This window comes from Dokdonia sinensis (genome assembly GCF_003688895.1).
In the GTDB taxonomy this organism is placed as follows: Bacteria; Bacteroidota; Bacteroidia; order Flavobacteriales; family Flavobacteriaceae; genus Dokdonia; species Dokdonia sinensis.
Genome location: NZ_REFV01000005.1, coordinates 103,734 through 129,062, shown reverse-complemented (window position 1 = coordinate 129,062; position 25,329 = coordinate 103,734). Strand labels below are relative to the sequence as shown.

Genomic DNA, 25,329 nt, shown 5'->3' with positions numbered 1-25,329 from the left:
ATTCACTCTTCACTAACAAGAGCCTACGGTTCCGCGCGGTACCAGCAATGATTACCACAATCATTCAAATAATAAACTAACTGCTATGGTTAATTTATGACGCATCTTTTTTTAAATCTTCATTTAGATAATCATTGCTCGTACCCTTTGCCTTTGCGCGCACAATCGTCGAAAGATTTGTCTTTCAATTAAACAGCAGTAATAGCATTAACATTCGGGAAGGCAGGTAATAAGGTGTGCGCCAGTTGTTCCATTTTGTTCCATAAAACATCCCGACAAGGGTATATAAACAGGCATTAGCAATAGGTCTTCAAATTAAACACACATCTTGCCTGCCCTTGTCGGGACCGCCACACGTCCAACGCGCCATCCAGAAGTGCTGGCTTGTTTTATTCCACACATTCCACGCCTTCTGCACTCGCGGCTACTATTGTCCCTTAAAATCCCAAATAGGACGGCTATCGCCGGCATAATTAGTAAGGGACAACCGCCGCTTCACGTTTTGCGAGCCTGCGTGTCGCTGCGGGCTTATACGGTGTCACATTTTTTGATGTCTAGTTAATAAACACTTGTAAATGCAATAACGTCCTACAGCCGTAACACAGAAAAAGTGTTACAGCTTCCGTCCTGGCAAGTAAGAGCTGTACCTTCCTTCCGCGACTTCCTATCGTCAGCCACTACACTCACGCACAGCACTTACCCATATCAAGAAACCTCATCCTTCCATTAAAAAGAATCAAAAAACTGCGCCACCTAGTGTACAACATAGCCGTGACCGCCTTCCGTGCCTACAGGCGCCCACTCACGGCACCCTTGCTCATCTCGCAGGCGGCTCGCGCCTTTTGGATTACCTGCTTAACAACAAATAAAAAGACCTTTGCGTTATACATTAATCCTATACACTTAGTAATAGAAAATGAACGAAGATTTCAAAAAAGTATTTATACACGAATTAGGTCATTTTATTGCCTTAGAGTTAAATTTCCGGTTATACAATTATGATAGAAGAGCTATAGGACTAAAAATTGAACCAAGAATAAATACTAAATTTTACAATGGTAGTATTTCCACTGACAAAGCTACAACCGGCAGTTACAACCCAATTAATAGTGCTAAAGAATATGCCCAAACATTTTACGGCTGCTTATTTGAATCACTATACCGCAATATTGATATAAAATCTTGCTTGAAGTCCTCAGTTAGTAAAACTGATTATTTAGTTAACAATATTGGCAATGGCAAAGTAGATGCGTTGCACTTATATTCAATATCCATCAGACCAGAATTAAAGGATGTCGGTAAAAAGTGGTTCAACTACGCTACTGAAAACTTTTATCCATTAATAAAGAATAATGTTAGTCATTTCAAAACAATATTCGATTTGAGTCCGGAGAATTATATAGTATCAAAACAATATAATCAAACCACATTCGACATCAATAAATTAAGAAATGCAACTATATTTTTCGTCTTAGAGCACAGTGATGTTTATGATTCTTTCATCAAAAGCTTAGAATCGATAAAATAAAAAAAGGTCACAAATATAGTTGGCTTCCTACGGCCAGCGTTATGATGCAGTAAAGTTCAGGCCTATCGGTTTTGAAAAAAATAATGCGCCGAAGAAACGCATCATTTTTTTCAACCCTTTATCGGTCGGTCGCAAGATTTTTACCAAAAAACTTGACAGCATCGCCACGCCACCAGAGAGATTGCTTTCTTTTTTTGTTTTTCTTTTAAAATAATATTGGTGGGCTTTGGTAGTAAGTAGAAACATCCTGCTAAAAGAAAAACCCTAGAACTAATTCCAGGGTTTACTCAATTACCGATGTCATTTTCGTTTACGCTTTTTTACCTGCCGATTGGTACTTCGCGAAAGTATCTTCTTAATACGGTTCTTAACCAAAATCTTGAGAAGTAAAGACACTATGAAACTGATAGTCGCACCGAATACTGCCATAATTGCTGAGGTCAAGAAGCTCTCACTGTCAATACTCGGAACAGTAGCAGCGATAGTACCACCAAAAGTGCCCATTATCGTTGGAAGATATCGGTGTGGCATAGCGATTACTTTTCATTCCTACTTAGACGGGAATCAGTTTTGCCTATATCCTCAGACTTTTCTTTTTTCGCTTTCGCGGAAGCGGAATCATCTGAAACTACTGCTTGACTTACAGCTGTGGCAACCGTGCCAGCGACGGTCATATAGGTTGCGACGGTTACAACAGCTGCAGGAAGTGCAATGGGAGCTGCGATAATGGCACCGCCAGCGGTGGCCAATGCGATACCTATATTTCTCAAAGTCTTGAAAAACTTCGGTGTTGGTTTTTTATAACGTTGTACAAGGTTCATTGTATTAAGATTTTATAGTTAATGTTACTTTTTCTTTTCGGTCATAGGCTTGATAGCAGAGCGATAACAGCTTCTGCAATGCAGCCCGAGATAACCAGCCCGTTCCAATGCCTGAGAGTTGCGAAACTGGCGATAGACAGCCGCGCAGTTCCTTTGCGGCATCATTTGCAGGGTGTATGAGAATCAAACTACGACCAGGAACGTTCAAAATGTGAAGATGATTTCTAAACCGCTTCGAAATTCTCGGTACAACCTCATAAGCGCCTTCCGGAACACAAGAAACATTCCGCCGATTGTCCTGCCAAGGCAGCTCAATCGTAAAGCAGATGAATCTGCCATTGATGAAAAGGGCACCGTTGGTACCCTTTTCAAAATAGCTTCGCTTCAGGATGAGGTCCATCTTAAACCTTATCTACATTTGCAACTGAAAGCGCATTAAATGCACCATTTTTCAACGAATACATCTGCCCGTTCACTTGCTGATAGAATTCGATTCCAACCACCTGCACAATCGGCAACGCCGATCCAGCTGGAAGAGCGACCGCAAGGTTGATGGCTGCGGTGTTTGCACCGTCATACGGCAAAATTGCCGTCTCAGCACTCTCGAAGCTCGAGGTCTCATTTGCAAAGTCAAGCTCTGCAGCACCAGTTACAACTTTGAAGTGTGTAGTTCCACCAGGAGCAGCAATTCGCACCGCTGGTGCAAATGGTGCCAAGTTCAATTCCACATCGCCAGTTGCACGGTCGAGAGTGGTGGAATAAGGAGCAAACAAGGTTGCACCAAGTTTCCCATTGAGGTTGAACTCAAAGCCTTGTAGCGTTGCCATATCACCATCTTCGATAGTTCTGGCGCCACGCTCGTTGACCGTGTCCGTTTTGGTTACTGCCACAAGTGCTTTTGTCAATCGACTTACCACACGCTTGTCTTTTGCATTCTGCAAAAGCACACGGATAGCATTGCGGATGACTTTGCCGCCTTTGCCGGCACGTCCAAATTCAGACCCATTCTCACGCGTTCTTTGAAACGCTGGATCATTGGCGATACGATTGGCATCCACACCACCTTTGGTGCGCGCCAAGTGCCCGTCAGAGCTTTTGTAAAAGGAAATGTCGCCAAGTGTTCCCTTCAGTTTGATAATACCAGTTTGTCTTGCCATTTTTAAAAATTTTATGATTACTCAACAAATCAAAGTAGATTTGTAAGGAAAGAGAAATAACCCATACCACCTCAGCCGATTAGCACGATTTTTGCCGAGAATGACCTATACTTCAAGCAAGGATTCCCTATGGATGACGTATGGATAGTGTATCACTATGAAGATTTTAAGAGCCTGCATATTCCCAAAAGACGTGCATTGCCTAACTGGCAGAAGCGAACGCTATGGCAGGAAGCTTTTAAATGATATTAGAAGGCACTTTGATAAGCAATCCCATCAGTTTGTAACCGTCAAAGAATTCGCCGAATATAGCGGCATAGAAGAGGAAATTATCACAGAATATTTACAGCAAGTTTCATAGTATTTAGTGCTGTTTATGTAGGTTTGAATACTGGAAATTGTTATCTTTATATAGTCTTGAAAGTATCAAAACAATTCAAGCAAGTTCATTAAAAATGGTAGTTAATCGGTCAGTTGTATATCTTGACTAACTGTTTAAGCCCTGAAAATACTGCATAATGCGTGGTTTTACGGCAATCCTGTCGAGGTCACGACTATTAAAAACCACGTTCATTTTTTTGAACGTGGTTTTTCGTTCTATGGGCATATTCATCCTGATCGAAATCAAGCAATAGATTACATTGCTATCCTGGCTCAGCCTCAGAACCACTTTCCATCTGGATAAGGCCTTTAAAGGCATCATATACGGAGCTTCCTTCATAGAGAATATTGTAAACCTGCTCCGATATAGGCATAGGAACGTCATATTCCTTAGAAAGCTCCATAACCGCTTTAGCTGTTTTTACACCTTCTGCCACCTCATTCATTTCTTCGATGATTTCGTCCAGACTCTTTCCTTTGCCCAATTGAAACCCTACGTGGTGGTTTCTACTTTTAGAACTTGAGCAAGTGGCAACTAGATCGCCCATCCCCGCAAGTCCGGCAAAGGTGCGCCGCTTCCCTCCCATTGCTGTTCCTAAGCGCGTAAGTTCAGAAAGTCCTCTTGTTATAAGCGCTGCTCGGGTATTATCCCCAGCATTTGCCCCATCTCCCATTCCTGTGGCAATTGCCATAATATTTTTAAGTGCACCACCTAGTTCACATCCTATAACATCTGTATTACGATATACTCTGAACACGCCAGAATTAAAGATATCCTGAAGCTCTTTGGCTATAACATCGTCTACCATTGCGATTACTGCAGCCGCAGCTTTACCACTATGTATTTCTTTAGCCAAGTTAGGACCAGTCAGGACCCCAGCTGGGTGCCCAGGAAGTTCTTCCTGGATGATCTGCGTCATACGCATTTTAGTGCCCAACTCTAGACCTTTGGCAAGACTCACAATAGGAATCCACGGTCTTATGTGAGGTTTGGCGTCCAGTAAAACTTGCCGGAAATGTTGCGATGGTACACCCATTATCAACACGTCTGCGTTTCCTACGACCTCCTCAAAACTGGTCGATGCTTTTAACCCTTTGTGCAATGTTGCACCAGGTAGATATTTATGATTGGTATGATGTTCATTGATCTCGTTTACCGTTTCCTCACTACGCGCCCAGATGGTGACATCTGCATTTTTTGCAGTGAGCGATGCAACTGTTGTCCCCCAAGAGCCACCCCCTAATAATCCGACTTTTAGTTTCATATTGCTGATTTTATTTAAAGCAAGAGCTCGATATGCTACTTAATTATTTAGTTCTTGAAGATAGAGATTTCTTACGTATTCTATATTTTTATCTAGGTCTTTTAGTTTCCAAAGTCCTGTATCTACAGGATCCAGTGCGACTACTTCAATATGTGTAGGTCGCAGTGCGGAGGTTCCCTTAGGCATTGCCTTATAAGCATTCTTAATCACGATAGGAATGATAGGTACTCCTGCTTGCATCGCAAGGTGAAAAGCACCTTTTTTAAATCTTCCTAGTTCTGCACTACCGCTTCTAGTTCCTTCAGGAGCGATCACTACAGAGATACCATTTTTTAACGCTTCTACCGCGGGCTCCATTGCTTCTATGGCTTTTTCTTTATTACTTCTGTCAACATAGATTGCACCTAAGGCTGAAAATATAGGACCAATGGGTGTGCGTTCTAGTTCTTTCTTGGCAACTCCAGTAATGTTGTTTTTCAGAATTTTCATTAAGATAAAAAAGTCGGCAGCGCTCTGATGGTTAAAGGCAAATACTGCGGGACGAAAATCTCGCAAATTATGACCGCCTTTTACGGAGATTTCAAGTCCAGCGAGTTTTGTACCCAAATTACCGATACTAGCAAAAGTCGTATTTGCCGCTTCCTGACGGGACATTGTCATTAATCCTCGTATCGCACCTTTTAATGCTGAAGGATAGATACTCGCAATCGCAAGCCCGGTGCGTAGTCCATTTACCACAGGTTTTTCTACAGGTTGCTCAAAGCGCAGGATAGGCCAGTCATTTTCAAAAGCCACTTGAGATAAGGCTTTATCTGGATTAGTTGCAACAGGGTTGCCCACAATTTTAAACAGCGGGTAATCGTCTATAGCATCTGAGTAGAAATAACTTTTTTCTAGGTCAATGTCATTTTCTTTGGCAAAGATTCTTGCGGCTCGGGCTTTTCCTTCTCCCCAGCACATCTCTGCAACTCTACCCGTAAATTTACCTTTATGTACTTCCATCTTAGTGGCATATACATCCTTAATGCCTAGTTCTTTGGCAATAGGTTCAATTTGATAGGTAGTCGCCGCTGAAATAATCACCACTTTATGACCCATTTCTAAATGCTTCTCAACCAGTTTACGCGATTCTGGGTAGATTGTGTTTACCAGATAATCATCAAAAACGGCCTGACCAAGTTCCTTAAACACTTTTTCTGGAATCCCTTTCACGCCAAGTGCTGCTACTTTAGTAAGAATTTCAAAATCGCGATTGCCAAAGGAAAATACCAGAGCGGTCATAAACTGAGTAACGTACTCCTTAAACGTAGTTTCCCCACTAAATAAACGCGTAGTCATAAATTTCTTTGCAGAGAAATCATTTATAAGCGTACGATCCATATCAAAATAAGCTGCTATGTGCGGACCTTCTTCAGGCTTATCTTTTTTACGTTTTCTAGCATTTTCATCAGTATCAGGTACAAGGCCTTGTTGAGCTGCCATTTGCTCAAGAACTTTAACACTCGGATCAACTTCTATAGATTTAAGATATGCAAGACGGGCTGTTAAGTCGTCTAGTTGCTCCATCCATTTTTCTAGTCCTTTGTAGTCTATTTTTTGGTTTACAGGTGTAAGTTTTGCATTCTCTGCAAATCGTAGCGCATTGCTTAAAAATGGTTTTGAGACGCTGTCTAGGCGAGTAATTCTGGTTTGCCAGTGTAACTCCTTTCCTTTAAACATACAGAGCTCTAAGAAATCTGTTGTTTTAAATTGATCGTCCTCATCCCAATTATTGAGGGTGTGACAAACTACTTTATCTGATTCTAAATAGGTGAGGAGTAAAGCCCTTGAAACAAAGAGATTTTGCTTCTTTAAAATATCTTCTACGCTTTTAGACGGGTCGCTCAATATGGAACGCCAGTTTCTATTAAAACGGCTCAATTCTTCCTCTATCTCTGCGCTAAATTTTGGTTTGTTTGTATAGAAAAATTCAAATTTAAAGAGGTTGCGCAACTTCATTATCTCTTCCCAAAAATGTACAATACGATTCGGCGAAGTATCGTCTTTTATTTTGGCAAGTGCCATCTCGATAAACGCTGCGTGATAAAAATGTCCAGCAGCCATATTTGCGTAATAGGTGGCTGGCAGATATTCAGATGAAACTAGACTATACTGTGCTTTCTGACCGGCACGACTTTTCTGAACAATTCCTGCTCCTTGCAATAAATTAAGTGCTTTTTGAATACTTACAGCAATAGGATTGCCTCGATCCAGCAAACTGTTTTGTTGCTTTTTCTCGATGTATTCCATCAATTTGTTCACCTTGAACTCAATTTCTTTTTTTGTGAGTGCAAAGTCATTAAGTAAAACATTACACACCAGAGAAACCGTTGTGACTGGTGTAATTTTAGACATTTGATGAATAAGCTCAAAGGCGAAATGTGGTAGCGAATTCTTGGGCTTTGTCGCATTCTCTTTAAACTGCGGAACAACCACAGAGTAACTTTCATCTGCATCTACGGGCTCTCCAAATCGAATGGCCGCACGCCCATAATCACTAGACAAACTACGCACATAATCAATTCCTTCCTTCAGATTTTCAGAACGTTTTTTGCTTCCTTTTGCCTGTTCCGTCATTTCCTTTACGTCAGGAATAAGGTCATAAACAATGGAAACGGGAACGTACTTTATAGGTTTTGTGCTTTGCTTTTCTGCATCCATAATGTATTTAAGGATACCCATTTGCGGGTGCAGGATTTTCCCCGTACGTGATCGCGTTCCCTCGATATTCCAAGTGAGATGTTCTCCTTTATCTATAATGGTTGAAATGTAGTGACGCAACGCTACTTTATAAATCGCATTGTCCTTAAAACTTCGGCGTATAAAGATAAGTCCAGCATTGTTTCCTAGTTGTTTCAATCCCGGGAATGCAAGGTTATCACCACCAAAAGAGTAGGGTACTGGCATTCCATATCTCGCCAATGTTGAAATGAGCACCAAAGTATCCAAGTATGTCTTATGCGTCATTATAAACGCCACCGAATTCTGACGCATCAGTCGCATTAACTTTTTGATACCCTTAGGATCTACATCTATCTTGTCGCTGTAGGCTCTGGAAAGTATATAATCAAACCCGCGTACGGAGAGCGATTTAGCGAGTGGATGCTGTTCGGCGTAGAGTTCTTTGATGTATTTTGCGCCTTCTTTTTGCGCTTTCGCGAAAGCGATATCCTCCTCCTTTGCTACTCGTTTTAAAGCTCTCTGAAAATCTGGATGGTTGATTATATGTTCCATTATCGTTTAAGTCTTCTGTACTCTAAAGTTCTTAAAAGTGAATTTACGCTTTTTCCCATTCCAATAAAAAGGATACAGGACGCGCTCAATGTTTGTCGTGGCCTGTTGTATGGTCTGGCCATTGATATTTGCACTCAGCGCATTTGCGGTTATCATAAGCACACTGGCATTTGCGCCTAGTCCTGAATGACTCCCAAATACTTCAATATTGCGAATGTTGTTACGGTAACTTTCGGCTTCCATACAATGTTTCCACGGGACAAGACCATCGGTTTTTGTATAGATACAAGTAACTGGAACGTCTGGTATAGGTTCTAATTCTTCTAAAAAACGTTTGTTCCTGTCCTTGAGCGATTTTCCTCTAAAAAACTCTAAGATACCGTAAACAGGGGTTTTCATATCCATCACGCCCCAAATAGGAGAGCCTATAGTCAGGATTTGTTCCACTTGGTTAGGGTGACGGTTTGCCATAATCTTTGCAAAAATGCCACCACCAGACCAACCTACGATGCTTACTTTTTTACCGTGAGCTTGATAAATATCATCTAGTTTCTCCTCTAACCTCGGGATATAATGCGACTTTACCATATTAAAACCCATTTCCCATTTGTAGGTTTTAAAACCGAGCGATGTCAAATACTTACGGACAAATGAAGTAGAGTAATCATCTCCTAGATATGGAGGAATCAATAACACAGGACGACCCTCACCCTTTATACGTTTAGGAATAAAAGGATAAATAGCGTAGATAGAAGCCCACTCAATAATAGAGCGTGTTTCCAGCAACATATTAAACAAGGGAGGCTTAGGAATCTTTAAATTAATTTCGGCAATTTCTTGTTTAAACTTAAAGAATACTGAGCTTGCTACTTCCGTTTGTTCTTTTGTTCCAGCTTGTGAAGCGATTGTGAGAATATTTTCTAAAATTACTAGTAACGTAATATATTCTCGGCTAGGACCTAGCTCGTCGCACAGTCGGATGCATTCGTTAAATAAAAACTTTATATCTGGACTCTCATCCAGTTCCAAACCATCAATAATAGGCAGAATGTCCTCGCTATTGGGGTGGAGCTTAAAACTTTCTAACAACACCTTTTTACTTTCCTCTAGCGTGAGTCCGTTAAGGAGCCCGAGCGCTGAGGCAAACTGGATAAAGGTTTTATATAAATTTAATTTTTCGTTCATTCTATGATTTAGGGGATTTGGGTATTGAGCCACGTGATGATGTCTTCTTCTACTTCGTCACTATTGGTCTCATTGAGCATTTCGTGTCTGCCTCCTTTGTATAAATTGAAAGTGAGGTTTTCATTTCCATTCTTTTTAAAGCCTTTTGCGACTTTCTTTACGCCTTTTCCCATCTCACCAACAGGGTCTTTATCTCCTGAGAAAATGAGAATGGGTAATGCATTTGGTGTTTTTTTAAAAGCTTCATCTTTATTGAGCTTGCGCGAGTTTGAAATAATATCTGCAAAAACGCCTAGTGAGAAATTCTCAATGCGATACGGATCTGCTTCAAAAGCATCTACCGCTTTTTCATCACTACTTATCCAATCGAGTTTTGTGCGATTAGGTTTAAATTTTTTATTGAATTCATCAAAAAACAGCGCTCTCAACGTCTCATTTCCACGCTCACGACCACGTACCGCAGTTACTGCTTTTGTGGCAACCAATCCAAAATGGCCAAGTCCTTTTATAAAACTTGCTGTTCCTGAAAGAATGAGCGCGTCTATTTCGTCACCATAATGAAGTACATATTTTCTGCTTAATAAAGAACCCATACTATGCCCAAAAAGAACAAATTTCTCGCTGGGATGTTCAGCGCGCATGAGGTTGGAAAGGTCGTGCATATCTGCAACTGCATCTTCAAAATAATCATCGCCATCATAAAAGCCAAAAAGCCTTTTGATCTCTGCCGTTTTACCGTGAGCGCGATGGTCATTTGCATAGACCGTAAAACCTTCTTTTTGCAAACGGTGGGCAATGTGATCATAACGCCCGGCGTGCTCACCTATACCGTGGGCTATCTGGATGACGCCTCGCTGTTTTACATTGGGTAATGTATCCCATTTGTAGTAGCAAATAATTTCGCCGTCGCTGGCTTGAAATGTATGAGTTTTATAATGCATAAATTATCGCGCCAAAAATGCCTTAAGAAGATTTGTAAATTTCTTCTTGTTTGCAACCGTACCAGAAATCTTAATACGTTGCTGTATTTTAAGTTCATCAAAAAGCAATTTTCCTTTATACATATCGTAAAGATTTGCATCCTCTATCTCTATCAAAGTGGCTGGATCGAGGTTCTTCGTCTTTTTAATGACCACCTTTTCGCCGGTTAGGTCTATAACCCAGCACTGACTCGTTGCTCCTAAATCTACGTCTATGTGGTAAACGCCTTTATACTTTTTAACTACTTCGGCCTCCTTGTTCAAGTATCGTTTAAGCGTGCTAAAAAAGGTTGCACTCTTGCTTTTGTCTTTGGTTGCCTTTGATACTTTCGCCTTAGATTTCTCGTTTTTTAGCACCAATGCTTCCAGCTCATTTGCACTCTCTCGTATGTATCTTGCAAATTTCTCTGCATCTGGCATTGTCTTAGAGTCTGATGTAGCGGTAATAGTCACATTACCATTGTAGCTAAAGGCCGCAATGATAAGTCCAAAGCCGTCCACTACAGGAGTAAGTGTAAATACAGAGACAACTTTGTGACCGTTGAGATACAAAGCTTTTTGAGGACCAGGTACATTGGTAATCGTCACATTAAATGGTGGTCTGTGCAAGTCCTTCATATTATACTTGCTGTATAGTCCTGCGGCGAGATTTGCCAGTCCAAAAGGGACAGCATCTGCCATTTTCGATAGTGTTTTGGCGCCCATCGTTTTATGGCGTGACTTGCCCAGCATGGTTTGCTCTTGTATATATTCTAGACGGTCCAGCGGATCTTCTATGTGCGTGGCCAGCTGTATCATCATATTTGCAATCTGGTTGTTGAGCGACTTGTCCTCTCCACGTATGGAAATGGGAACATTTGCTACCAGTGGTTGCAAGGGTAATTTTTCTCTGTCCTGAAGGTAACGGCGTATCGCTCCCGCACAGAAAGCGAGAATGACATCGTTCACACTACCGCCCGTGATTTTTCGGAGTGCGTTTATTCTGTCAAAAGAAAGGATGGCTGTTCCCCAAGTCCTTTTGGCCGATATATTTTCATTAAAAATCGTAATAGGCACCGGGTAGCGCGCAGATGCAAACTCTTTCTGAATACTGAGCGTCTTGTTTGCTTTTGATTTCACGAAAGTGTACGCCGTCTCAGCAATCGTTTTAGGGAGCTTAAATGGATTTTTTAGAAAACCATAACCACTTTTAAGTAGCAAACTGATGTCATCTGGTAACGGATCGGGTTCGTAGGGTTTTGGGTCAGGCATCTTAGCCGAAGGATTTTTCTCTTTGTCAAAAAGTACTCCCATAATCCCCACACCCGAGCTACCGTCTATCATCACGTGATGCACCTTGCTCACAATCGCTACAGAACCTTTGGGCACTTGCGCAATCTCATCTATACCCTCAATAAAATGGATAGACCATAAAGGACGACGCAAATCTAACGGTGCACTAAAAATACTAGACGTAAGAGATCGCAGTGTTTTCCAGTTAGAGGGTTCCGGAAGTCGTACACGATTAAGATGCAGATCTAAGTCAAAATTAGGATCATCTACCCAGTACGGATAATCCACATTCATAGGGACGTTGAGCAATCGCTGGCGAAATTTTGGGATGAGATGCAGTTTTGAAGCCACATTTTTCTTAAAATCTTCAAACTCGATTGAACCCTCCACGATGCAAAGTGAAGCAATATGCATGGGGCTCGTGGGCGATTCTGCATATAAAAATGCCGCGTCAGAGCCTGAAATCTGTTTGATATTTCCGTCTAAGGCGTCCTGTACAATGTCTTTAAAATCTAATTTCTTTGCCATTTACTAATGCAATTTAATTATGGATTGGTTTTTATTACGCTTTTTATAAAAACGTCTTTAGCGTTTCGCGAAAGCGTACTCATATACTGCTTATTCCCCAATGCTTTCAGGGGATACTAAAGCATCATAATTTCTAATCTTAATATTTTTTGCCTTGAGGTCAAACATCAAACTGAAAAGTCCAAAGAAGGTGCGATTCATATAAATAATGTGTCGTGAACCGCGATTCCCGTTCAAATCTCTAATGTTTGTGTTTTTCATATAACGTTCCCCAAGTGCCGAAATATTATTAAAGAAGGTCTCATCAGAAAAGTCGAACGTGTCTTGCTGGAAAGGCTCAATAAAAAGCGCTAATACTTCGTAAAACATTTGTTTGAAAAACTTGAGCTCTTCCTCAGAATCATCTTCTCGAAGGACTTCTAACGCCATCAGGTTCTCGTGAAAAAGTTCTGGATTATCAATCACATCCATCTTAAAAAGTTCAAAATACGGATTGTAAAATGATTCCGGAATTTCCTTCATACAGCCAAAATCCAACGCCACAAGCTCTTTATCTTCAGAAACGAGGAAGTTGCCAGGATGTGGGTCTGCGTGTACTTTGCGCAGTACGTGCATCTGGTACATATAAAAATCCCAAAGTGCTTGCCCGAGGCTGTTCGCGGCTTCTTGGTCTGTATTAATTTGCGTAAACTCTGAAAGGTGGATGCCCTTCATCCATTCCATCGTTATGATTTGTTCGGCGCAATATTCTGGATAGTAGGTTGGAAAATGCAAATTAGGAATGTGCTTACAGGCTTTGGCCACTTCAAGGCTTTGTTCCAGTTCCAGCACATAGTCGGTTTCCTCAATGAGCTTGTTTTCTACCTCTTTAAAGTACTGCTCTGAGTGCTCGCCTTTAATGTTGAACATTTTCATCGCGATAGGCTTCACAATCGCGAGATCGGACTGTATACTATGTGCAACTCCTGGGTATTGAATTTTTACAGCGAGGGTCTTTCCATCCTTAGTGGCTTGATGCACTTGCCCAATACTCGCCGCATTCGTAGCCGAAGTATTGAAGGTGTCAAAGAGTTCTTCTGGATATTTCCCAAAGGATTTTTTAAAGGTTTTTAAGACAAGTGGCGCAGATAATGGTGGTACAGAAAACTGCGAGAGCGAGAACTTCTCTACAAATGCCTTAGGCATTATGTTTTTCTCCATACTCATCATTTGCGCCATTTTTAGAGCGCTCCCTTTAAGTGTTTTTAAGCTGTCGTATATGTCTGTGGCGTTGTTCTCGTTGAGGCGCTCCTTAGCATCTGCTTCAGAGTTTACCATCTTATCGCCATAATATTTTAAATAATTTACACCAACTTTTGCACCTGTTTGTAGCAATTTTGAGGCGCGGTGTATTTTAGAAAGTGGGATATCTTTTGTCGTTTTCATAGCTGCCTTTTAGGACTTGAACTTTTCGGTATAGAGAAATTTACCCAGATCGATAATATTGTTAAGCGACTTTGTATTGAGCAACTCTACACCGGTGTTTATGGACTTTTCGATAAAAATATCTGTCTTCTCACAGTCATTAGAATCGTCTGTCATCCAGAACTTAATAGTGAGCAAAAGTTGTACCCAAGCGCCTTCATTTATAGACTTTTTTTGAATAGTTTCCAGCGTATCGATGTTCAAACTAAGTGTCTCAAGTCCAAGCGAATTCATAAACGCTATAAATTGTTCCTTAAGTCCTGAAAACAGGGTGATCGTATCTAAACTTATCCCGTAACTTTTGATACAAATAAGTGCGAAATCCCGATTAAGATTAAGATTCTCGAATAGGGTATAATATAAACTGAGCAACTTGTCTTTCTTGCTAAAAGACAAAAATTCACCACTCTCTGCCAGAGTGGCAATCGAAGTTTCTATCAAGATACTAAAGATGGTCTTGTCCAGTTTTTCAAAATTTTCAAAGTGCGTATAAAAATCCTCTTCGTCAAAATTATGTGACGCTAGAAAGGATGCTATACTTTCTGGCTTTTCACCCAATTGTACTACCTCATCCATATAAATATCGATGATGCGAGCCTGCGTTATTTTCTTTTGTTTTGCCAAATGTCGTTGTCGCTATTTGTTAAGTGATGATTAATCCAGCACACTAATGAACATTAAATTTACTTAGTGATTTCAGTAATTAATCGGGGTTTTCTTTCTTGCTTAAAAATAATCAATTAAAAGTCTTTAGGAAACGCATATGGCAAATAAAAAACCGAGCTATACACTAGGGTACAACTCGGTTTTATGAGTCTAATTACGCTTTCGCGAAAGCGAAAACACAATTTATACAATCTGTCACTTATGCAACAAGTTTAGAAAAACGCTTCTTGCTTTTCTTGAACTGTCCTTTGATATCGTTTAACACATCAAAAACAAGATCCTGCTGATTTGCAGCTAGCTTGAGACCACCTTTTATCGCGGTGTCTGCCACTTTTTGCCATTGTGCTGTCGCTTCAAGTCCTTCTGTCACTACAGTTTCTGTAGTTTGAAGTGCAAACTCGTTTGCTTTACCAGCAACTGTTTTTGTAGTATTTACTGCTTTAGAAATCATTCCTTTTGCAGTCTTTACATTTACTTTTTTCATCTTATTTATTTTTTAGGGGAATTATTATCTAAACTTAAACTATGCAGTTCTGTAACGAGCTACCCAAGTTTTAAGTGCCTCTTCACCACCTTCTGCACCTACCTCAGCTTGTTTTTTCCAGTCTGCTGTATCAACGTTTTTGAAAACTGGTCCTGCTTCCTCTAAGATCGCTTCGATTTTAGTTTTGTCTGCTTTTGCAAGCTCACCAAAGGTTGTGATACCGTTCTTGTTAAAAACACCTTCTAATTTTGGCCCGATACCGTGAATGATTTTAAGATCATCTTTAGCTATCGTTTTTACCGCAACTTTAGTTGCTGCTTTTACCGCTTCTTCCTTTTGCTTTCCTTCAAACTTTACTGTTGCAGCTTTTACAGTACCCTCAGTCTTAACCGCTTTTACAGTTTTCTTTGCTGTTTCTTTTACCGCTGCCACTTTCTTAGCTGTTTGCTTCTTTGTTGCGGTAGCTTTCTTAGCAGTTGTTTTACGTACGGCTTTTACTTTAGCTGCACCTTTTGCCTTTACCTCTTTAGAAGTTGGTCTTTCAACTTTAGCTTCTTTTACAATCTCTTCTCCTTTGTGAAGAATCTTTTGTGCTTGCTCAAGTACGTCTTCCTTTACATCGTTAAACTTTGCGATGCTCATTTTCTTGATATCTTCAGTCGTTTTTTCAACCTTCTTTACCATTGGGTTTTTAGAAACTTTCTCCTTGATATCTTCAGTTGTAGCAATTACTTTCTTGCTTACAGGATTGTTTTTTGCAAAATCTACTGCTTTATCTACAGTCGTACCATCGTATCCTACTAGGTCCATCATACGCTCTTTACCTGAAGCCGCTTGATTCTTTACCGCAGCTGCAGTATCCATAAGGATCTCCATTTGCTTTGTGCGAACAGGCTCAGATTTCTTAATTAACTTCTTGGTTAATTTTTGCCATTTTTCACCATTCTTAACTGTAGTGTTGATAGCTGCCATAGATGCCTTTACTAAAGAATTGTTTATTGAGCTTACTTTAGAAGCTGCTTTTGTTGCCGACTTTTTTGCTGCTGTTTTCTTTGTAGCTGTCTTTTTAGTCGATGTCTTTTTTGTTGCTGTTGCCATTTTATATGTCTTTAAAATATTGTTATTGTTTTATTATGATGCAAACTTACGATATGCGAGTTGCAGATGAGTTGCAAATCTGATAGTCAGATAATTAACTCCTTATTTTTTAATCACTTTTTTCTTGATGCTCTCTAAAATATCGAACGTCATTTCCTGCTGTGCTGCCGAAACCTGAAGTCCTTTTTTTACTATTTTACCGGTAACACCTACACACTTCTCGCTCATTTCAAAAGATTTTGTAAAAGCGCGCTCTGTAGTTTTCAGGGCAAAATCATTTACTTTTGTCGCCATTCCTAAAGCTCCGTAAGCTGCTTTCTCGATAAGTGACTGTTTTGCTCTTTTTGATGTAGTTGCCATAATATATGTTGTTAATTATTGGATTATTTATTTTTACACTGCAAACATACTATCAGGTAGTTACAGATGAGTTACAGATACTTTGAGTGTCACATTATTTTTGAACAATTAAACTTTAAACCCTGTGGGAGTGTGGGTTGCGCTTTCGCGAAAAATTTTAAAGAATTTTTGATTGTGAGGTAGATGCGGAGGTTTCGATACAATTTAAAACTACGCTCAGGCTTCGTTTTAAATCACTCAACCACCTTAGATCGGTTCCTTTTATTAAGAGTTCCTATTTCTTTTGTGATGCGTTGTTTGTCATTTTGAGAGAGGTACGACGAGAAATCGTATTGCAGTGAGCAGGTTTGAGTGCGTTTGCTTTTCTGAGCTAGATTATGGGATTTCTCCTATCGTCGAAATGACAATCGAGTTTATAGAAACGCGTGAAAGAAAAAATATTTCCTACCCAATCGCCTCAATCTCTTTTAGCAAATTCTTAGTAGCCGGCAACGGCTCAATGCCGTATTCTTCATCAAGCACATCTGCACATTTTTGGTAAGTTTTTAAGGCTTGAGGACGATTGCCTTTTGCGATGTAGGCTTGCATTTGAATTTTATAGGCATCTTCCCAAGTAGGGTCAATGGCAATGGCCTGCTGGGTGAGACGCACACATTCCATCGGGTTTTCGTTAACGAGTAGCTCGGCGAGGACGGTGTAGGCGCCTAGGATGAGAACCTGTGACTTTTCACGCTCTTCCGTTGTCCAGTCGGCAAAAATTCTGTTGGGAAGGTAGCTTCCTTGATATAAAGCGATGGCTGCTTTGTAGGCTTTTTTCGCGCAAGCGGGATCATCTACGAGTGCTTCGTTACCTATAGTGATATACTTTTCTATCGCTTCTACATCTATCCAGACCTTATCGAGATTGAGCTGATAAGTGACGCCTTGACGTTCTAGATACATAGGTTCAGTACGGGAAGGCCGGTCAGGTTCTAGCATTTTGTTTACTCCGTGAAGTGCAACCTTAAAATCGCGATCGTCACCTTCTTCCCATAAATGCTCCATGATATGTTCTTTGTGAAGCGCGTGTCGCTGGCGATAGGAAATGAGATATTGTATGAGTTGCACGGTTTTGTCTCGTCCCCAATCTTTTGAATTCACTTTCTCTCCATCTCGCCAAAGCACAAAATTGCCCAAGGTCTGAAACCGTATGGGCGCTTCTTTCTGAAATATGAGAAGCTGGTCGAGTTGGGATTGGAGGTCAGACATATCGCCTTTTACTTTTTGGTTTTAGGCGTTTTTGCAGTAGTTGCAGTTTTTTTAACTCCTGTTGCAACTTTTTTTGCAGGCGCTTTTCTCGCAGTAGTTTTGGTAGGAGCGGTTTTACTCAGTTCATCTACTTTCTTATTCAAAGTGGCAACAGACTTCGTAAGTGCACTTATGGATTCTTTGATATCCTGAAAATCAGATTTTGAAGCATTGCGCCAGTCATCCAGAGGAACTTTCTCTAGCAATTCTTCGCCATACTCGCTCAGCTGTTCCTGAATATTTGCCACCTGCTTGCGCGGGTCTTTTAGAGTTTCCTTTAAAAACTGTGGTCCTGTAGCGGCAAAGGTTTTAAATAAGGAATAGCTCTTCTTGAGAATGTTTTCCTGCTCTTCGGTCGACTTATCTTGGGTGGCATCTAGTGTGAGCGCCGCTAGCTGCGCTTGTATAAAAGCGGCGGCATCGTTAAAGTCTGTAAAATTGAGTTCCTGACCACCTTGTACGTGACTTACTTTACCACGCCATTGCACTTTATCCTCTCCCTTGTCTGCATATATTTTTTGATTAAACCGAACCATAAATGATGCGGTTTCTGCGGTTTTCTTGGTCATTTTACAAAGTCTTTACAATTAAACTTGCTTAAATATACGGGTTCTTACTTGATGTTACTTTTATAATCTTAAGACTACCTTTGTAAACACGACTTATCTAAGTGGTTATTTAAATTCTAAAGTACAATGACACACACCTATAAAATTACTGGAATGACCTGCAATGGCTGTCGCACGAGTGTTGAAAATACGCTCAATGCCATTGAAGCCGTACGTGAAGCCAAAGTTCATTTAGACCAGGAAGAGGCGATTATTACTATGGATTCTCACATCCCCACCACCACACTTCAAAAAGCGCTACCAGAAAAATATACGATTACAGAAAAAAAAGATTCTACTGTACATAATGACGTTAATAACGCTTTCGCGAAAGCGGAACCCAAAAAATCAAAACTACAACAGTTGCAGCCATTGCTTATCATCTTAGCATATATAGCTGTAGCCACTGCCCTACTCAATTATAATCGGGCAAATTGGGATGAGGCAATGTTAGATTTTATGGGGTTGTTCTTTATTGTTTTTAGCTTCTTTAAGATTCTTGATTTAAAGGGTTTTCCAGAAAGCTTCAGAATGTACGATCCTCTGGCTAAATTCTTACCAGCTTATGGCTGGTTGTATCCTTTTATAGAAACGATTTTAGGACTTATGTTCTTGATGCGACTTGAAATTCCCATTGCACTGGTTGTAACGCTCATTATTTTAGGAATCACCACAATAGGTGTGACTAAAACGCTCCTGGATAAAAAATCCATACAATGTGCGTGTCTAGGCACGGCATTAAAACTTCCTATGACAGAAGCCACTTTTATAGAAAATGCGATTATGATCGTGATGGCAGCAATAATGCTGAGCGCATATTTATAACTTTACGGCTTAGTATCCATTTGATTTACAGAAGAATAATGGGTAATTTTTTAACAAAATCACCCGCTATTTATATCTTCTTACCATTTAATTACACTTACTTCCATAAAAATTTTGTGTGTCATTTCTTTCAGCTAGAGCTCTTGATTCTTTAAAATACACTATAAAGTGTTCTTATCTCTCTATGAATAATCATTTATTAAAAATGTAAGAAATTCTAACAACACCTAAATTTTACAAGTAATTCAAAATAAGGGCATTACACCTTTTTTTGAATAAGGTTTTTACCTATCTTTCGTTTGAATAGCGTTAAAATATCATATTCGTGTTAACGATATGAAATACTTAAATTTCTATTCAAAAGCTTTTCATTTATAACCATCCCCCTGCTTGTTAAATAATCTTATATGGATTATTTGCAAGTATCTAATTTTTTAAGAGATGCTACATAATGACAAAGAAAGTGCAATCCGGTTTGCAGAAAATCTCCACAAAAAACATTGCAATCTCGACCACTCTAGAAAAATAGAGTTAGACGGCCACAGCGCAGAAACTCTAGAAGCACTTTTTCTAGGGACTCACGGGGGAAATTCAAGTAAAATGTATGAATTGATGGGACTTGCAATAGCAGGTAACACGATGTATCGCAATAACTATCATCCGGAAGACCCTGACTATCTTGATGAAGCTGTAAAAGCTACAGATGATTATAAGGCAACCTTAGATCTTCTTGAAACTGAATACGGTAAACTTGTAGAACAACTTCAGGGCTCTGGAACTTTTTTTAGTATGCGATCTATTGGTCATATGCTTTGGGATACTACAATGCCTGGTATTTTAGGATATTTTGCAGCATTGCTTTACAATCAAAACAATGTAGCGGCAGAGGCCTCTCCCGTTACAACCTTAATGGAAATACAGGTGGGTAATGAACTTTGTAAAATGTTAGGGTATCTCATAATGCCTATGCTTCCAGGTGCAGATTCCCATCCTATAGACGAAATTACCGCCTGGGGACATATTACCTGCGATGGATCTGTTGCAAATCTTGAGGGATTATGGATGGCCCGTAATCTGACATTATATCCAGTGAGCGTGCGAGCAGCTTTACAAAATGAAGCAGTGCTAGCTCCAGCAAAAAACTTCCAAGTCACATTATTAAATGGATCAAAAGTCTCGTTGTTAACTCTAGATGACTGGTCTGTGGTAAATTTACCCATAGATGAAATTCTAGCAATTCCTGATAACCTTGCAAAACAATATGGGATTGATATTACCACTTTAGGTAATGCAATTTCAAAATACACTGTACAGAATCTAGGCTATACAGATATATTAAGAAAATATTTACCTACAATCTCTAACAGTCCGGTGTCATTATGTACCGCTACACGCCATTATTCTTGGCCTAAAGGAGCAGCGATTGCAGGCGTAGGTTCTGCAAATATGATATCTGTAAAGGTGGACAATAGAGCTAGAATGGACATTACCCATCTAGAAGAACTTCTAGAAAATTGTCTCAATCAGAAAATTCCTCTCCTTAATGTTGTAGTTATAATAGGTTCTACAGAAGAAAGTGCGGTAGACCCACTGAAAGAAGTGCTTGCCTTACGAGAAAAATTTAGAGCTCGGGGTTTAGAGTTTGCAATACACTCTGACGCTGCTTGGGGTGGTTACTACAGAACTATGCTTATAAGTCCAGATGATAATGACCCTACACACTTCAAGAGGCTGCATCAATCTAAACTGGCTTTCTTACCTATGAGTGATTATGTAAAAGAGCAATATGAAGTATTAGGTCAGACAGATTCCATAACCATAGATCCTCATAAATCTGGATATGTGCCATATCCTGCTGGCGGGTTGTGCTACCGAAATTCGGCGATGCGTAATCTGGTTGCTTTTACTGCACCAGTCGTGTACCACGGCGGTGTAGATCCCACTGTGGGCGTTTATGGCGTAGAGGGTTCTAAACCTGGAGCTGCTGCAGCAGCAGTATACTTAAGCCATAAAGTAATACGTCCTAATGCAGATGGCTACGGTAAACTGTCTGGAAAATGTTTTTTTAATTCTAAAAGATTATATGCTGCACTGGTTTGTTTAAATATTGAAAATTTACCTTTTTTCTTTGTACCGCTAGTGCCTATTCCAGCGATTCAGCAAGGTGGAGATGAGGCTACTATTTTAGCTCAATATGAGTTTATAAGAGATCGTATTGTAAATGTGACAGATGAGCAATTACTTGCAGATACAGAGGCCTTTAACTTATTTAAAGAGCTAGGTGGTGATCAATCTATTATCACATATATGTTTAATTATTACGAAGATGACGGATCTAAAAATACAAACCTTGACAAGGTAAATAAGTTAAATGACGATGTATACAGGACATTTAGTTTTAATGATAAACCAGGGGTTCAAGAACACGTTCCTGAGCTAGTGGTGACCTCTTCCTCTTTTACACGTGATAATTATGGTGATATGTTAATGGACGATTTAAGAGGAAGGCTGGGTGTGACTGATAACCCTGATGAAAAAATCAACTTTATCATTTCTACGATGATGAATCCTTTTTTGAGCAACACGGTTAAGGGATCATTTATTCCAACAATTATTGAAATAATGATTAGAAATCTTACAGATCTTTCTCAAAAGGTTAAAAATAATCAACCTATAATCATAAGTTAATATGAAGGCAATAAACATTCAAGGGACTTCTATAGGTGAGGTTAAGTCCGCTTTCGCGAAAGCGGTATCACAAAACTTTGCCCCCACACTTGCCATTGTATTCTGTTCTATTGCACAAGATAGAAAGGAGCTGGTTACATTTTTAAACGGTCATAATATTCAGATTTTTGGAAGTACTACCGCTGGCGAGGTCATAGACAATGAAATAACGGAAGGTGCAACTGTTATTATGCTTTTAGATATTAAAAGGGAGCATTATTCTATATTTTCTAAGTCATCTAAAAATACGCTAGAGATTGCCAAAGAAATGGCTACAACTGCCAAAAACACCTTTAATGACCCTTCAATAATTGTAGTGTCAAGCGGTCTAACTGTAGATGCAGAGGATATTATAAATGGAGTGCAAAATTTTGATAATAAGATTCCGCTTTATGGTGGTCTTGCAGGTGATGACCTTAAGATGACTGCATCTTACGTATTTAGCAATGACTTTGAGAGTGATAACGGCTTACTCGCGCTTATTATAGATAATAAAAAAGTACACGTGGCTGGTCTTGCTACCAGTGGTTGGGATAATATAGGTGTAGAAAAAACCATTACAAAGTCTGATGGAAATATCGTGTATTCCATAGATGATGAACCTGCACTAGATGTATTTGTAAAGTTCTTTCAGTTTACAGAAAACCTACACGACAGGGCAGAGGTAATTGCAATGAATTTTGCACAATACCCACTCCAAATGAAAAAAGAGAATGGAAACGTAGTATTGAGAGCTCCTCTTATGGCAAATATGGAGGATAGTTCGCTCATTTTTGCTGGAGGAATTCCTGAGGGAAGTAAAGTACAATTTTCTGTTCCGCCAGGATTTGACTTAGTAGATAAAACTCGTGATAGTATAAGTGTTCTTAAGGATACAATGGAAAACCCAGATGCCGTAATTGTGTTCTCCTGTAAAGCCAGACATCTTGCCCTAGGACCCATAATGGAAGATGAGGCGGGTAAACTGCGGTCTATATGGGACAAGCCTCTTCTAGGCTTTTTTACGTACGGAGAAATAGGTACTGCTGTAAATAGCACTTGTGATTTTCACAACGAGACCTGCTCTATGGTAGTACTAGAAGAACGCAAGTAATCAATAAATGCAAGAATCCTTAAAAACATATATAGAAGCGCTTAATCTTACTGCAGAGGAGCGAGATTATCTAATGAAGGAATTTCGTGCTTGTTTAAAGCAGAGCAAAGCATTTGAGTTTCAATACAACAGAACGCTTATAGATAAAACTGCTATCAAAAATATCTTAAACGCTAGTATCACAGAAATAGAAACACAAAAGAAGATTATAGAGGAAAGCAAGGATGAAATTAATCGCACACTTACTGAGGTCGATAAACAGCACAAGCTCATTGAAATAAAAAATAAGGAACTGCATACCTTATTGCGGGACCTCAAAGAGGCACAACAACAACTAGTAATGTCTGAGAAAATGGCTTCGCTAGGACAACTTACTGCTGGTGTGGCACACGAAATTAACAACCCTATTAATTTTGTTTCGGCAAATATAAAGCCACTTAAGGAAGACCTGTCTGATATAATAGAAAGTATTCACGCTTATGAAAAGGTGATTGCAGAGAATGAACTGGAGGCCTTTTTTGCGAAAGCAAAAGAAGATAACCGCAAGAAAGATCTTGAATTCACATTACTAGAGGTGCAGGAGTTATTAAAAGGTATAGAAGAAGGTGCGCACCGTACCTCAGAAATAGTCAAAGGATTGCGCAACTTCTCTAGGCTTGATCAAAATGTGGTAAAGAACACTAATATAAATGAAGGTCTAGAATCTACACTCGCAATATTGCACAGCTCGTTTAAAGATCGGGTGACGGTCGTAAAAGATTATGGAAACATACCAGAGATTACCTGTTTACCAGGAGAGATAAACCAAGTATTTATGAATATTCTGTCTAATGCCATACAAGCTATTGAAGGTACTGGAAGTATTTTTATAACTACTGAGAGTAATGGGGATGATGTTCTCATAAAAATTAGGGATACCGGATCTGGAATGCCTGAGGCAGTAAAGCAGAAAATTTTTGAACCTTTTTTTACCACAAAAGATGTGGGGAAAGGAACAGGTTTAGGATTGTCAATTAGCTATGGTATTGTAAAAAAGCACAAAGGAAGCATATCTGTAATTTCGGAAATAGGTCAAGGAACTACTTTCCACATCCAGCTACCTATCAAACAAGAAAAAAACACCTCACTTCAAACTAATACTAATGACTAAAGAAGATACATCTGGCTTCAACATATTATATGTAGATGATGAAGAAAACAACCTCGTTTCCTTTAGAGCGGCACTACGTCGTCATTATAACGTATTTACTGCAATAAGCGGTGAGGAAGGGATGAAGGTAGTAGCAGAAAATGATATACACGTAATCGTTACAGACCAGCGTATGCCGGGTATGACAGGAGTTCAATTTTTACAAAAATTACCTGATGAGCCAGATTCTGTGAGAATGATACTTACAGGTTTTAGCGATATAGAAGCAATTATCGAGGCGATAAATACGGGACGGGTTTACAGGTATATTACAAAACCGTGGGATAAAGATGAACTAAAAATTACTATAGATAATGCCCTAGAAGCGGTAATACTGAGAAGGGATAATAAATCACTAATAAGTGAGCTTAAAATTCACAATGAGCAATTAGAAGAGAAGGTAAAACTAAGAACGCTAGAAATAGAAAATAAATCGCTCTTACTAGAAACAGAAATGGCCAAAGCTGATAAACTCCTCCTCAATATCTTACCAGAGGAGATTGCAAGTGAGCTTAAGAAATTTGGAAAATCTTATGCGCGTAAGTACGATCAAGTGAGTGTGCTGTTTACTGACATAGCTGGATTCACGTCTATTGCAGAAAAAATGGCTCCAGATGAATTAGTGGCGCAACTAGATGACAGTTTTAGAGGTTTTGACAGAATTATAAAAAAGTATGATATAGAAAAGATAAAGACTATAGGTGATAGTTATATGTGCGTATGTGGTCTTCCTACTTCAGTAGAAAATCAGGCGCAAGTACTCACTAATGCTGCATTAGATATGCAGGAATTTATGAGCGGTTTTAATACCTCAAAACGGATTCAAAATCTTCCAGAATTTAAAATAAGAATGGGGATTCATACGGGGCCAGTTGTGGCGGGTGTAGTGGGACTTACCAAATTTGCCTACGATATCTGGGGAGACACAGTAAATCTAGCCGCTCAATTAGAACAAAAAAGTGAACCTGGAAAGGTCAACATCTCACAACGTACGTATGCACTTATAAAAGACCATTTTCATTGTTCCCACAGAGGTAAACTGTCTGTAAAAAATAAAGGAGAAGTGGATATGTACTTTGTTGACAGAAAAAGCTAAATACTTTTTTCAAATAATTAATAACCAACTTAAATTCAAACA

Annotated in this window: 22 protein-coding genes; 6 read left to right on the top strand and 16 right to left on the bottom strand. The window is 39.6% G+C overall.

What is annotated here, in order from left to right:
* Nucleotides 1-916 precede the first annotated feature (916 nt).
* Nucleotides 917-1,528, top strand: coding sequence for a hypothetical protein (locus tag EAX61_RS06880; RefSeq protein ID WP_121916945.1), 612 nt, complete (start codon nucleotides 917-919; stop codon nucleotides 1,526-1,528).
* A 300-nt stretch (nucleotides 1,529-1,828) separates the two neighbouring features.
* Here the strand turns inward: EAX61_RS06880 and EAX61_RS06870 are convergent, their stop codons facing one another.
* The 16 genes from EAX61_RS06870 to EAX61_RS06790 all read right to left on the bottom strand — a co-directional run bounded on the left by EAX61_RS06870 (nucleotide 1,829) and on the right by EAX61_RS06790 (nucleotide 18,318).
* Nucleotides 1,829-2,059 (bottom strand): hypothetical protein, encoded by a 231-nt coding sequence (locus EAX61_RS06870; RefSeq protein ID WP_121916943.1) that lies wholly within the window; start codon nucleotides 2,057-2,059, stop codon nucleotides 1,829-1,831.
* A 5-nt stretch (nucleotides 2,060-2,064) separates the two neighbouring features.
* Complete coding sequence (locus EAX61_RS06865; RefSeq protein ID WP_121916942.1) at nucleotides 2,065-2,349, bottom strand: hypothetical protein; 285 nt, start codon at nucleotides 2,347-2,349, stop codon at nucleotides 2,065-2,067.
* 4 nt (nucleotides 2,350-2,353) lie between these two features.
* Complete coding sequence (locus tag EAX61_RS06860; RefSeq protein WP_121916941.1) at nucleotides 2,354-2,749, bottom strand: DUF5675 family protein; 396 nt, start codon at nucleotides 2,747-2,749, stop codon at nucleotides 2,354-2,356.
* A gap of 1 nt (nucleotide 2,750) precedes the next feature.
* Complete coding sequence (locus EAX61_RS06855) at nucleotides 2,751-3,506, bottom strand: hypothetical protein (protein ID WP_121916940.1); 756 nt, start codon at nucleotides 3,504-3,506, stop codon at nucleotides 2,751-2,753.
* A gap of 644 nt (nucleotides 3,507-4,150) precedes the next feature.
* Nucleotides 4,151-5,152, bottom strand: a complete 1,002-nt coding sequence (locus EAX61_RS06845) for an NAD(P)H-dependent glycerol-3-phosphate dehydrogenase (RefSeq protein WP_121916938.1) — start codon at nucleotides 5,150-5,152, stop codon at nucleotides 4,151-4,153.
* Between the two features lie 39 nt (nucleotides 5,153-5,191).
* On the bottom strand, nucleotides 5,192-8,425 hold the full coding sequence (locus EAX61_RS06840) for an HAD-IB family hydrolase (protein ID WP_121916937.1): 3,234 nt from the start codon (nucleotides 8,423-8,425) through the stop codon (nucleotides 5,192-5,194).
* Between the two features lie 6 nt (nucleotides 8,426-8,431).
* Nucleotides 8,432-9,610, bottom strand: coding sequence for an alpha/beta hydrolase (locus EAX61_RS06835; protein ID WP_121916936.1), 1,179 nt, complete (start codon nucleotides 9,608-9,610; stop codon nucleotides 8,432-8,434).
* Between the two features lie 8 nt (nucleotides 9,611-9,618).
* Nucleotides 9,619-10,551, bottom strand: a complete 933-nt coding sequence (locus tag EAX61_RS06830; RefSeq protein ID WP_121916935.1) for an alpha/beta fold hydrolase — start codon at nucleotides 10,549-10,551, stop codon at nucleotides 9,619-9,621.
* A gap of 3 nt (nucleotides 10,552-10,554) precedes the next feature.
* Nucleotides 10,555-12,390 (bottom strand): WS/DGAT/MGAT family O-acyltransferase, encoded by a 1,836-nt coding sequence (locus tag EAX61_RS06825; RefSeq protein WP_121916934.1) that lies wholly within the window; start codon nucleotides 12,388-12,390, stop codon nucleotides 10,555-10,557.
* A gap of 90 nt (nucleotides 12,391-12,480) precedes the next feature.
* Complete coding sequence (locus tag EAX61_RS06820; RefSeq protein WP_121916933.1) at nucleotides 12,481-13,815, bottom strand: ABC1 kinase family protein; 1,335 nt, start codon at nucleotides 13,813-13,815, stop codon at nucleotides 12,481-12,483.
* A 9-nt stretch (nucleotides 13,816-13,824) separates the two neighbouring features.
* Nucleotides 13,825-14,478 (bottom strand): TetR family transcriptional regulator C-terminal domain-containing protein, encoded by a 654-nt coding sequence (locus EAX61_RS06815; protein ID WP_121916932.1) that lies wholly within the window; start codon nucleotides 14,476-14,478, stop codon nucleotides 13,825-13,827.
* A 241-nt stretch (nucleotides 14,479-14,719) separates the two neighbouring features.
* Entirely contained in the window at nucleotides 14,720-15,004 is a 285-nt protein-coding gene (locus tag EAX61_RS06810; protein WP_121916931.1) for a hypothetical protein, read from the bottom strand.
* 39 nt (nucleotides 15,005-15,043) lie between these two features.
* Complete coding sequence (locus EAX61_RS06805) at nucleotides 15,044-16,102, bottom strand: hypothetical protein (RefSeq protein WP_121916930.1); 1,059 nt, start codon at nucleotides 16,100-16,102, stop codon at nucleotides 15,044-15,046.
* A gap of 102 nt (nucleotides 16,103-16,204) precedes the next feature.
* Nucleotides 16,205-16,462 (bottom strand): hypothetical protein, encoded by a 258-nt coding sequence (locus EAX61_RS06800; protein ID WP_121916929.1) that lies wholly within the window; start codon nucleotides 16,460-16,462, stop codon nucleotides 16,205-16,207.
* 444 nt (nucleotides 16,463-16,906) lie between these two features.
* Complete coding sequence (locus EAX61_RS06795; RefSeq protein ID WP_121916928.1) at nucleotides 16,907-17,710, bottom strand: AfsR/SARP family transcriptional regulator; 804 nt, start codon at nucleotides 17,708-17,710, stop codon at nucleotides 16,907-16,909.
* Nucleotides 17,711-17,718: 8 nt separating this feature from the next.
* Nucleotides 17,719-18,318 carry a hypothetical protein gene (locus EAX61_RS06790; protein ID WP_121916927.1) on the bottom strand — a complete coding sequence of 200 codons (600 nt, stop codon included), beginning with the start codon at nucleotides 18,316-18,318 and terminating at the stop codon, nucleotides 17,719-17,721.
* Nucleotides 18,319-18,444: 126 nt separating this feature from the next.
* On the opposite strand from EAX61_RS06790, the gene EAX61_RS06785 reads away from it, so the two are divergent.
* The 5 genes from EAX61_RS06785 to EAX61_RS06765 all read left to right on the top strand — a co-directional run bounded on the left by EAX61_RS06785 (nucleotide 18,445) and on the right by EAX61_RS06765 (nucleotide 25,287).
* On the top strand, nucleotides 18,445-19,182 hold the full coding sequence (locus EAX61_RS06785; protein ID WP_121916926.1) for a heavy-metal-associated domain-containing protein: 738 nt from the start codon (nucleotides 18,445-18,447) through the stop codon (nucleotides 19,180-19,182).
* A gap of 441 nt (nucleotides 19,183-19,623) precedes the next feature.
* Nucleotides 19,624-21,870: a pyridoxal phosphate-dependent decarboxylase family protein gene (locus EAX61_RS06780; protein WP_121916925.1), complete on the top strand. Its 2,247-nt coding sequence runs from the start codon at nucleotides 19,624-19,626 to the stop codon at nucleotides 21,868-21,870.
* A 1-nt stretch (nucleotide 21,871) separates the two neighbouring features.
* Entirely contained in the window at nucleotides 21,872-23,002 is a 1,131-nt protein-coding gene (locus EAX61_RS06775) for an FIST signal transduction protein (RefSeq protein ID WP_121916924.1), read from the top strand.
* Nucleotides 23,003-23,009: 7 nt separating this feature from the next.
* Nucleotides 23,010-24,152 (top strand): sensor histidine kinase, encoded by a 1,143-nt coding sequence (locus tag EAX61_RS06770; protein ID WP_121916923.1) that lies wholly within the window; start codon nucleotides 23,010-23,012, stop codon nucleotides 24,150-24,152.
* On the top strand, nucleotides 24,145-25,287 hold the full coding sequence (locus tag EAX61_RS06765) for an adenylate/guanylate cyclase domain-containing protein (protein WP_121916922.1): 1,143 nt from the start codon (nucleotides 24,145-24,147) through the stop codon (nucleotides 25,285-25,287). The genes EAX61_RS06770 and EAX61_RS06765 overlap by 8 nt, the downstream gene beginning before the upstream one ends.
* Nucleotides 25,288-25,329 lie beyond the last annotated feature (42 nt).

Bases quoted from the DNA above. Each gene is read 5' to 3' on its own strand.
- EAX61_RS06820 (WP_121916933.1), bottom strand. From the start codon at position 13,815: ATGAAAACGACAAAAGATATCCCACTTTCTAAAATACACCGCGCCTCA.
- EAX61_RS06765 (WP_121916922.1), top strand. From the start codon at position 24,145: ATGACTAAAGAAGATACATCTGGCTTCAACATATTATATGTAGATGAT.
- EAX61_RS06810 (WP_121916931.1), bottom strand. From the start codon at position 15,004: ATGAAAAAAGTAAATGTAAAGACTGCAAAAGGAATGATTTCTAAAGCA.
- EAX61_RS06800 (WP_121916929.1), bottom strand. From the start codon at position 16,462: ATGGCAACTACATCAAAAAGAGCAAAACAGTCACTTATCGAGAAAGCA.
- EAX61_RS06865 (WP_121916942.1), bottom strand. From the start codon at position 2,349: ATGAACCTTGTACAACGTTATAAAAAACCAACACCGAAGTTTTTCAAG.
- EAX61_RS06840 (WP_121916937.1), bottom strand. From the start codon at position 8,425: ATGGAACATATAATCAACCATCCAGATTTTCAGAGAGCTTTAAAACGA.
- EAX61_RS06770 (WP_121916923.1), top strand. From the start codon at position 23,010: ATGCAAGAATCCTTAAAAACATATATAGAAGCGCTTAATCTTACTGCA.
- EAX61_RS06775 (WP_121916924.1), top strand. From the start codon at position 21,872: ATGAAGGCAATAAACATTCAAGGGACTTCTATAGGTGAGGTTAAGTCC.
- EAX61_RS06845 (WP_121916938.1), bottom strand. From the start codon at position 5,152: ATGAAACTAAAAGTCGGATTATTAGGGGGTGGCTCTTGGGGGACAACA.
- EAX61_RS06870 (WP_121916943.1), bottom strand. From the start codon at position 2,059: ATGCCACACCGATATCTTCCAACGATAATGGGCACTTTTGGTGGTACT.
- EAX61_RS06785 (WP_121916926.1), top strand. From the start codon at position 18,445: ATGACACACACCTATAAAATTACTGGAATGACCTGCAATGGCTGTCGC.
- EAX61_RS06790 (WP_121916927.1), bottom strand. From the start codon at position 18,318: ATGACCAAGAAAACCGCAGAAACCGCATCATTTATGGTTCGGTTTAAT.
- EAX61_RS06825 (WP_121916934.1), bottom strand. From the start codon at position 12,390: ATGGCAAAGAAATTAGATTTTAAAGACATTGTACAGGACGCCTTAGAC.
- EAX61_RS06855 (WP_121916940.1), bottom strand. From the start codon at position 3,506: ATGGCAAGACAAACTGGTATTATCAAACTGAAGGGAACACTTGGCGAC.
- EAX61_RS06830 (WP_121916935.1), bottom strand. From the start codon at position 10,551: ATGCATTATAAAACTCATACATTTCAAGCCAGCGACGGCGAAATTATT.
- EAX61_RS06805 (WP_121916930.1), bottom strand. From the start codon at position 16,102: ATGGCAACAGCAACAAAAAAGACATCGACTAAAAAGACAGCTACAAAG.
- EAX61_RS06860 (WP_121916941.1), bottom strand. From the start codon at position 2,749: ATGGACCTCATCCTGAAGCGAAGCTATTTTGAAAAGGGTACCAACGGT.
- EAX61_RS06795 (WP_121916928.1), bottom strand. From the start codon at position 17,710: ATGTCTGACCTCCAATCCCAACTCGACCAGCTTCTCATATTTCAGAAA.
- EAX61_RS06780 (WP_121916925.1), top strand. From the start codon at position 19,624: ATGCTACATAATGACAAAGAAAGTGCAATCCGGTTTGCAGAAAATCTC.
- EAX61_RS06880 (WP_121916945.1), top strand. From the start codon at position 917: ATGAACGAAGATTTCAAAAAAGTATTTATACACGAATTAGGTCATTTT.
- EAX61_RS06835 (WP_121916936.1), bottom strand. From the start codon at position 9,610: ATGAACGAAAAATTAAATTTATATAAAACCTTTATCCAGTTTGCCTCA.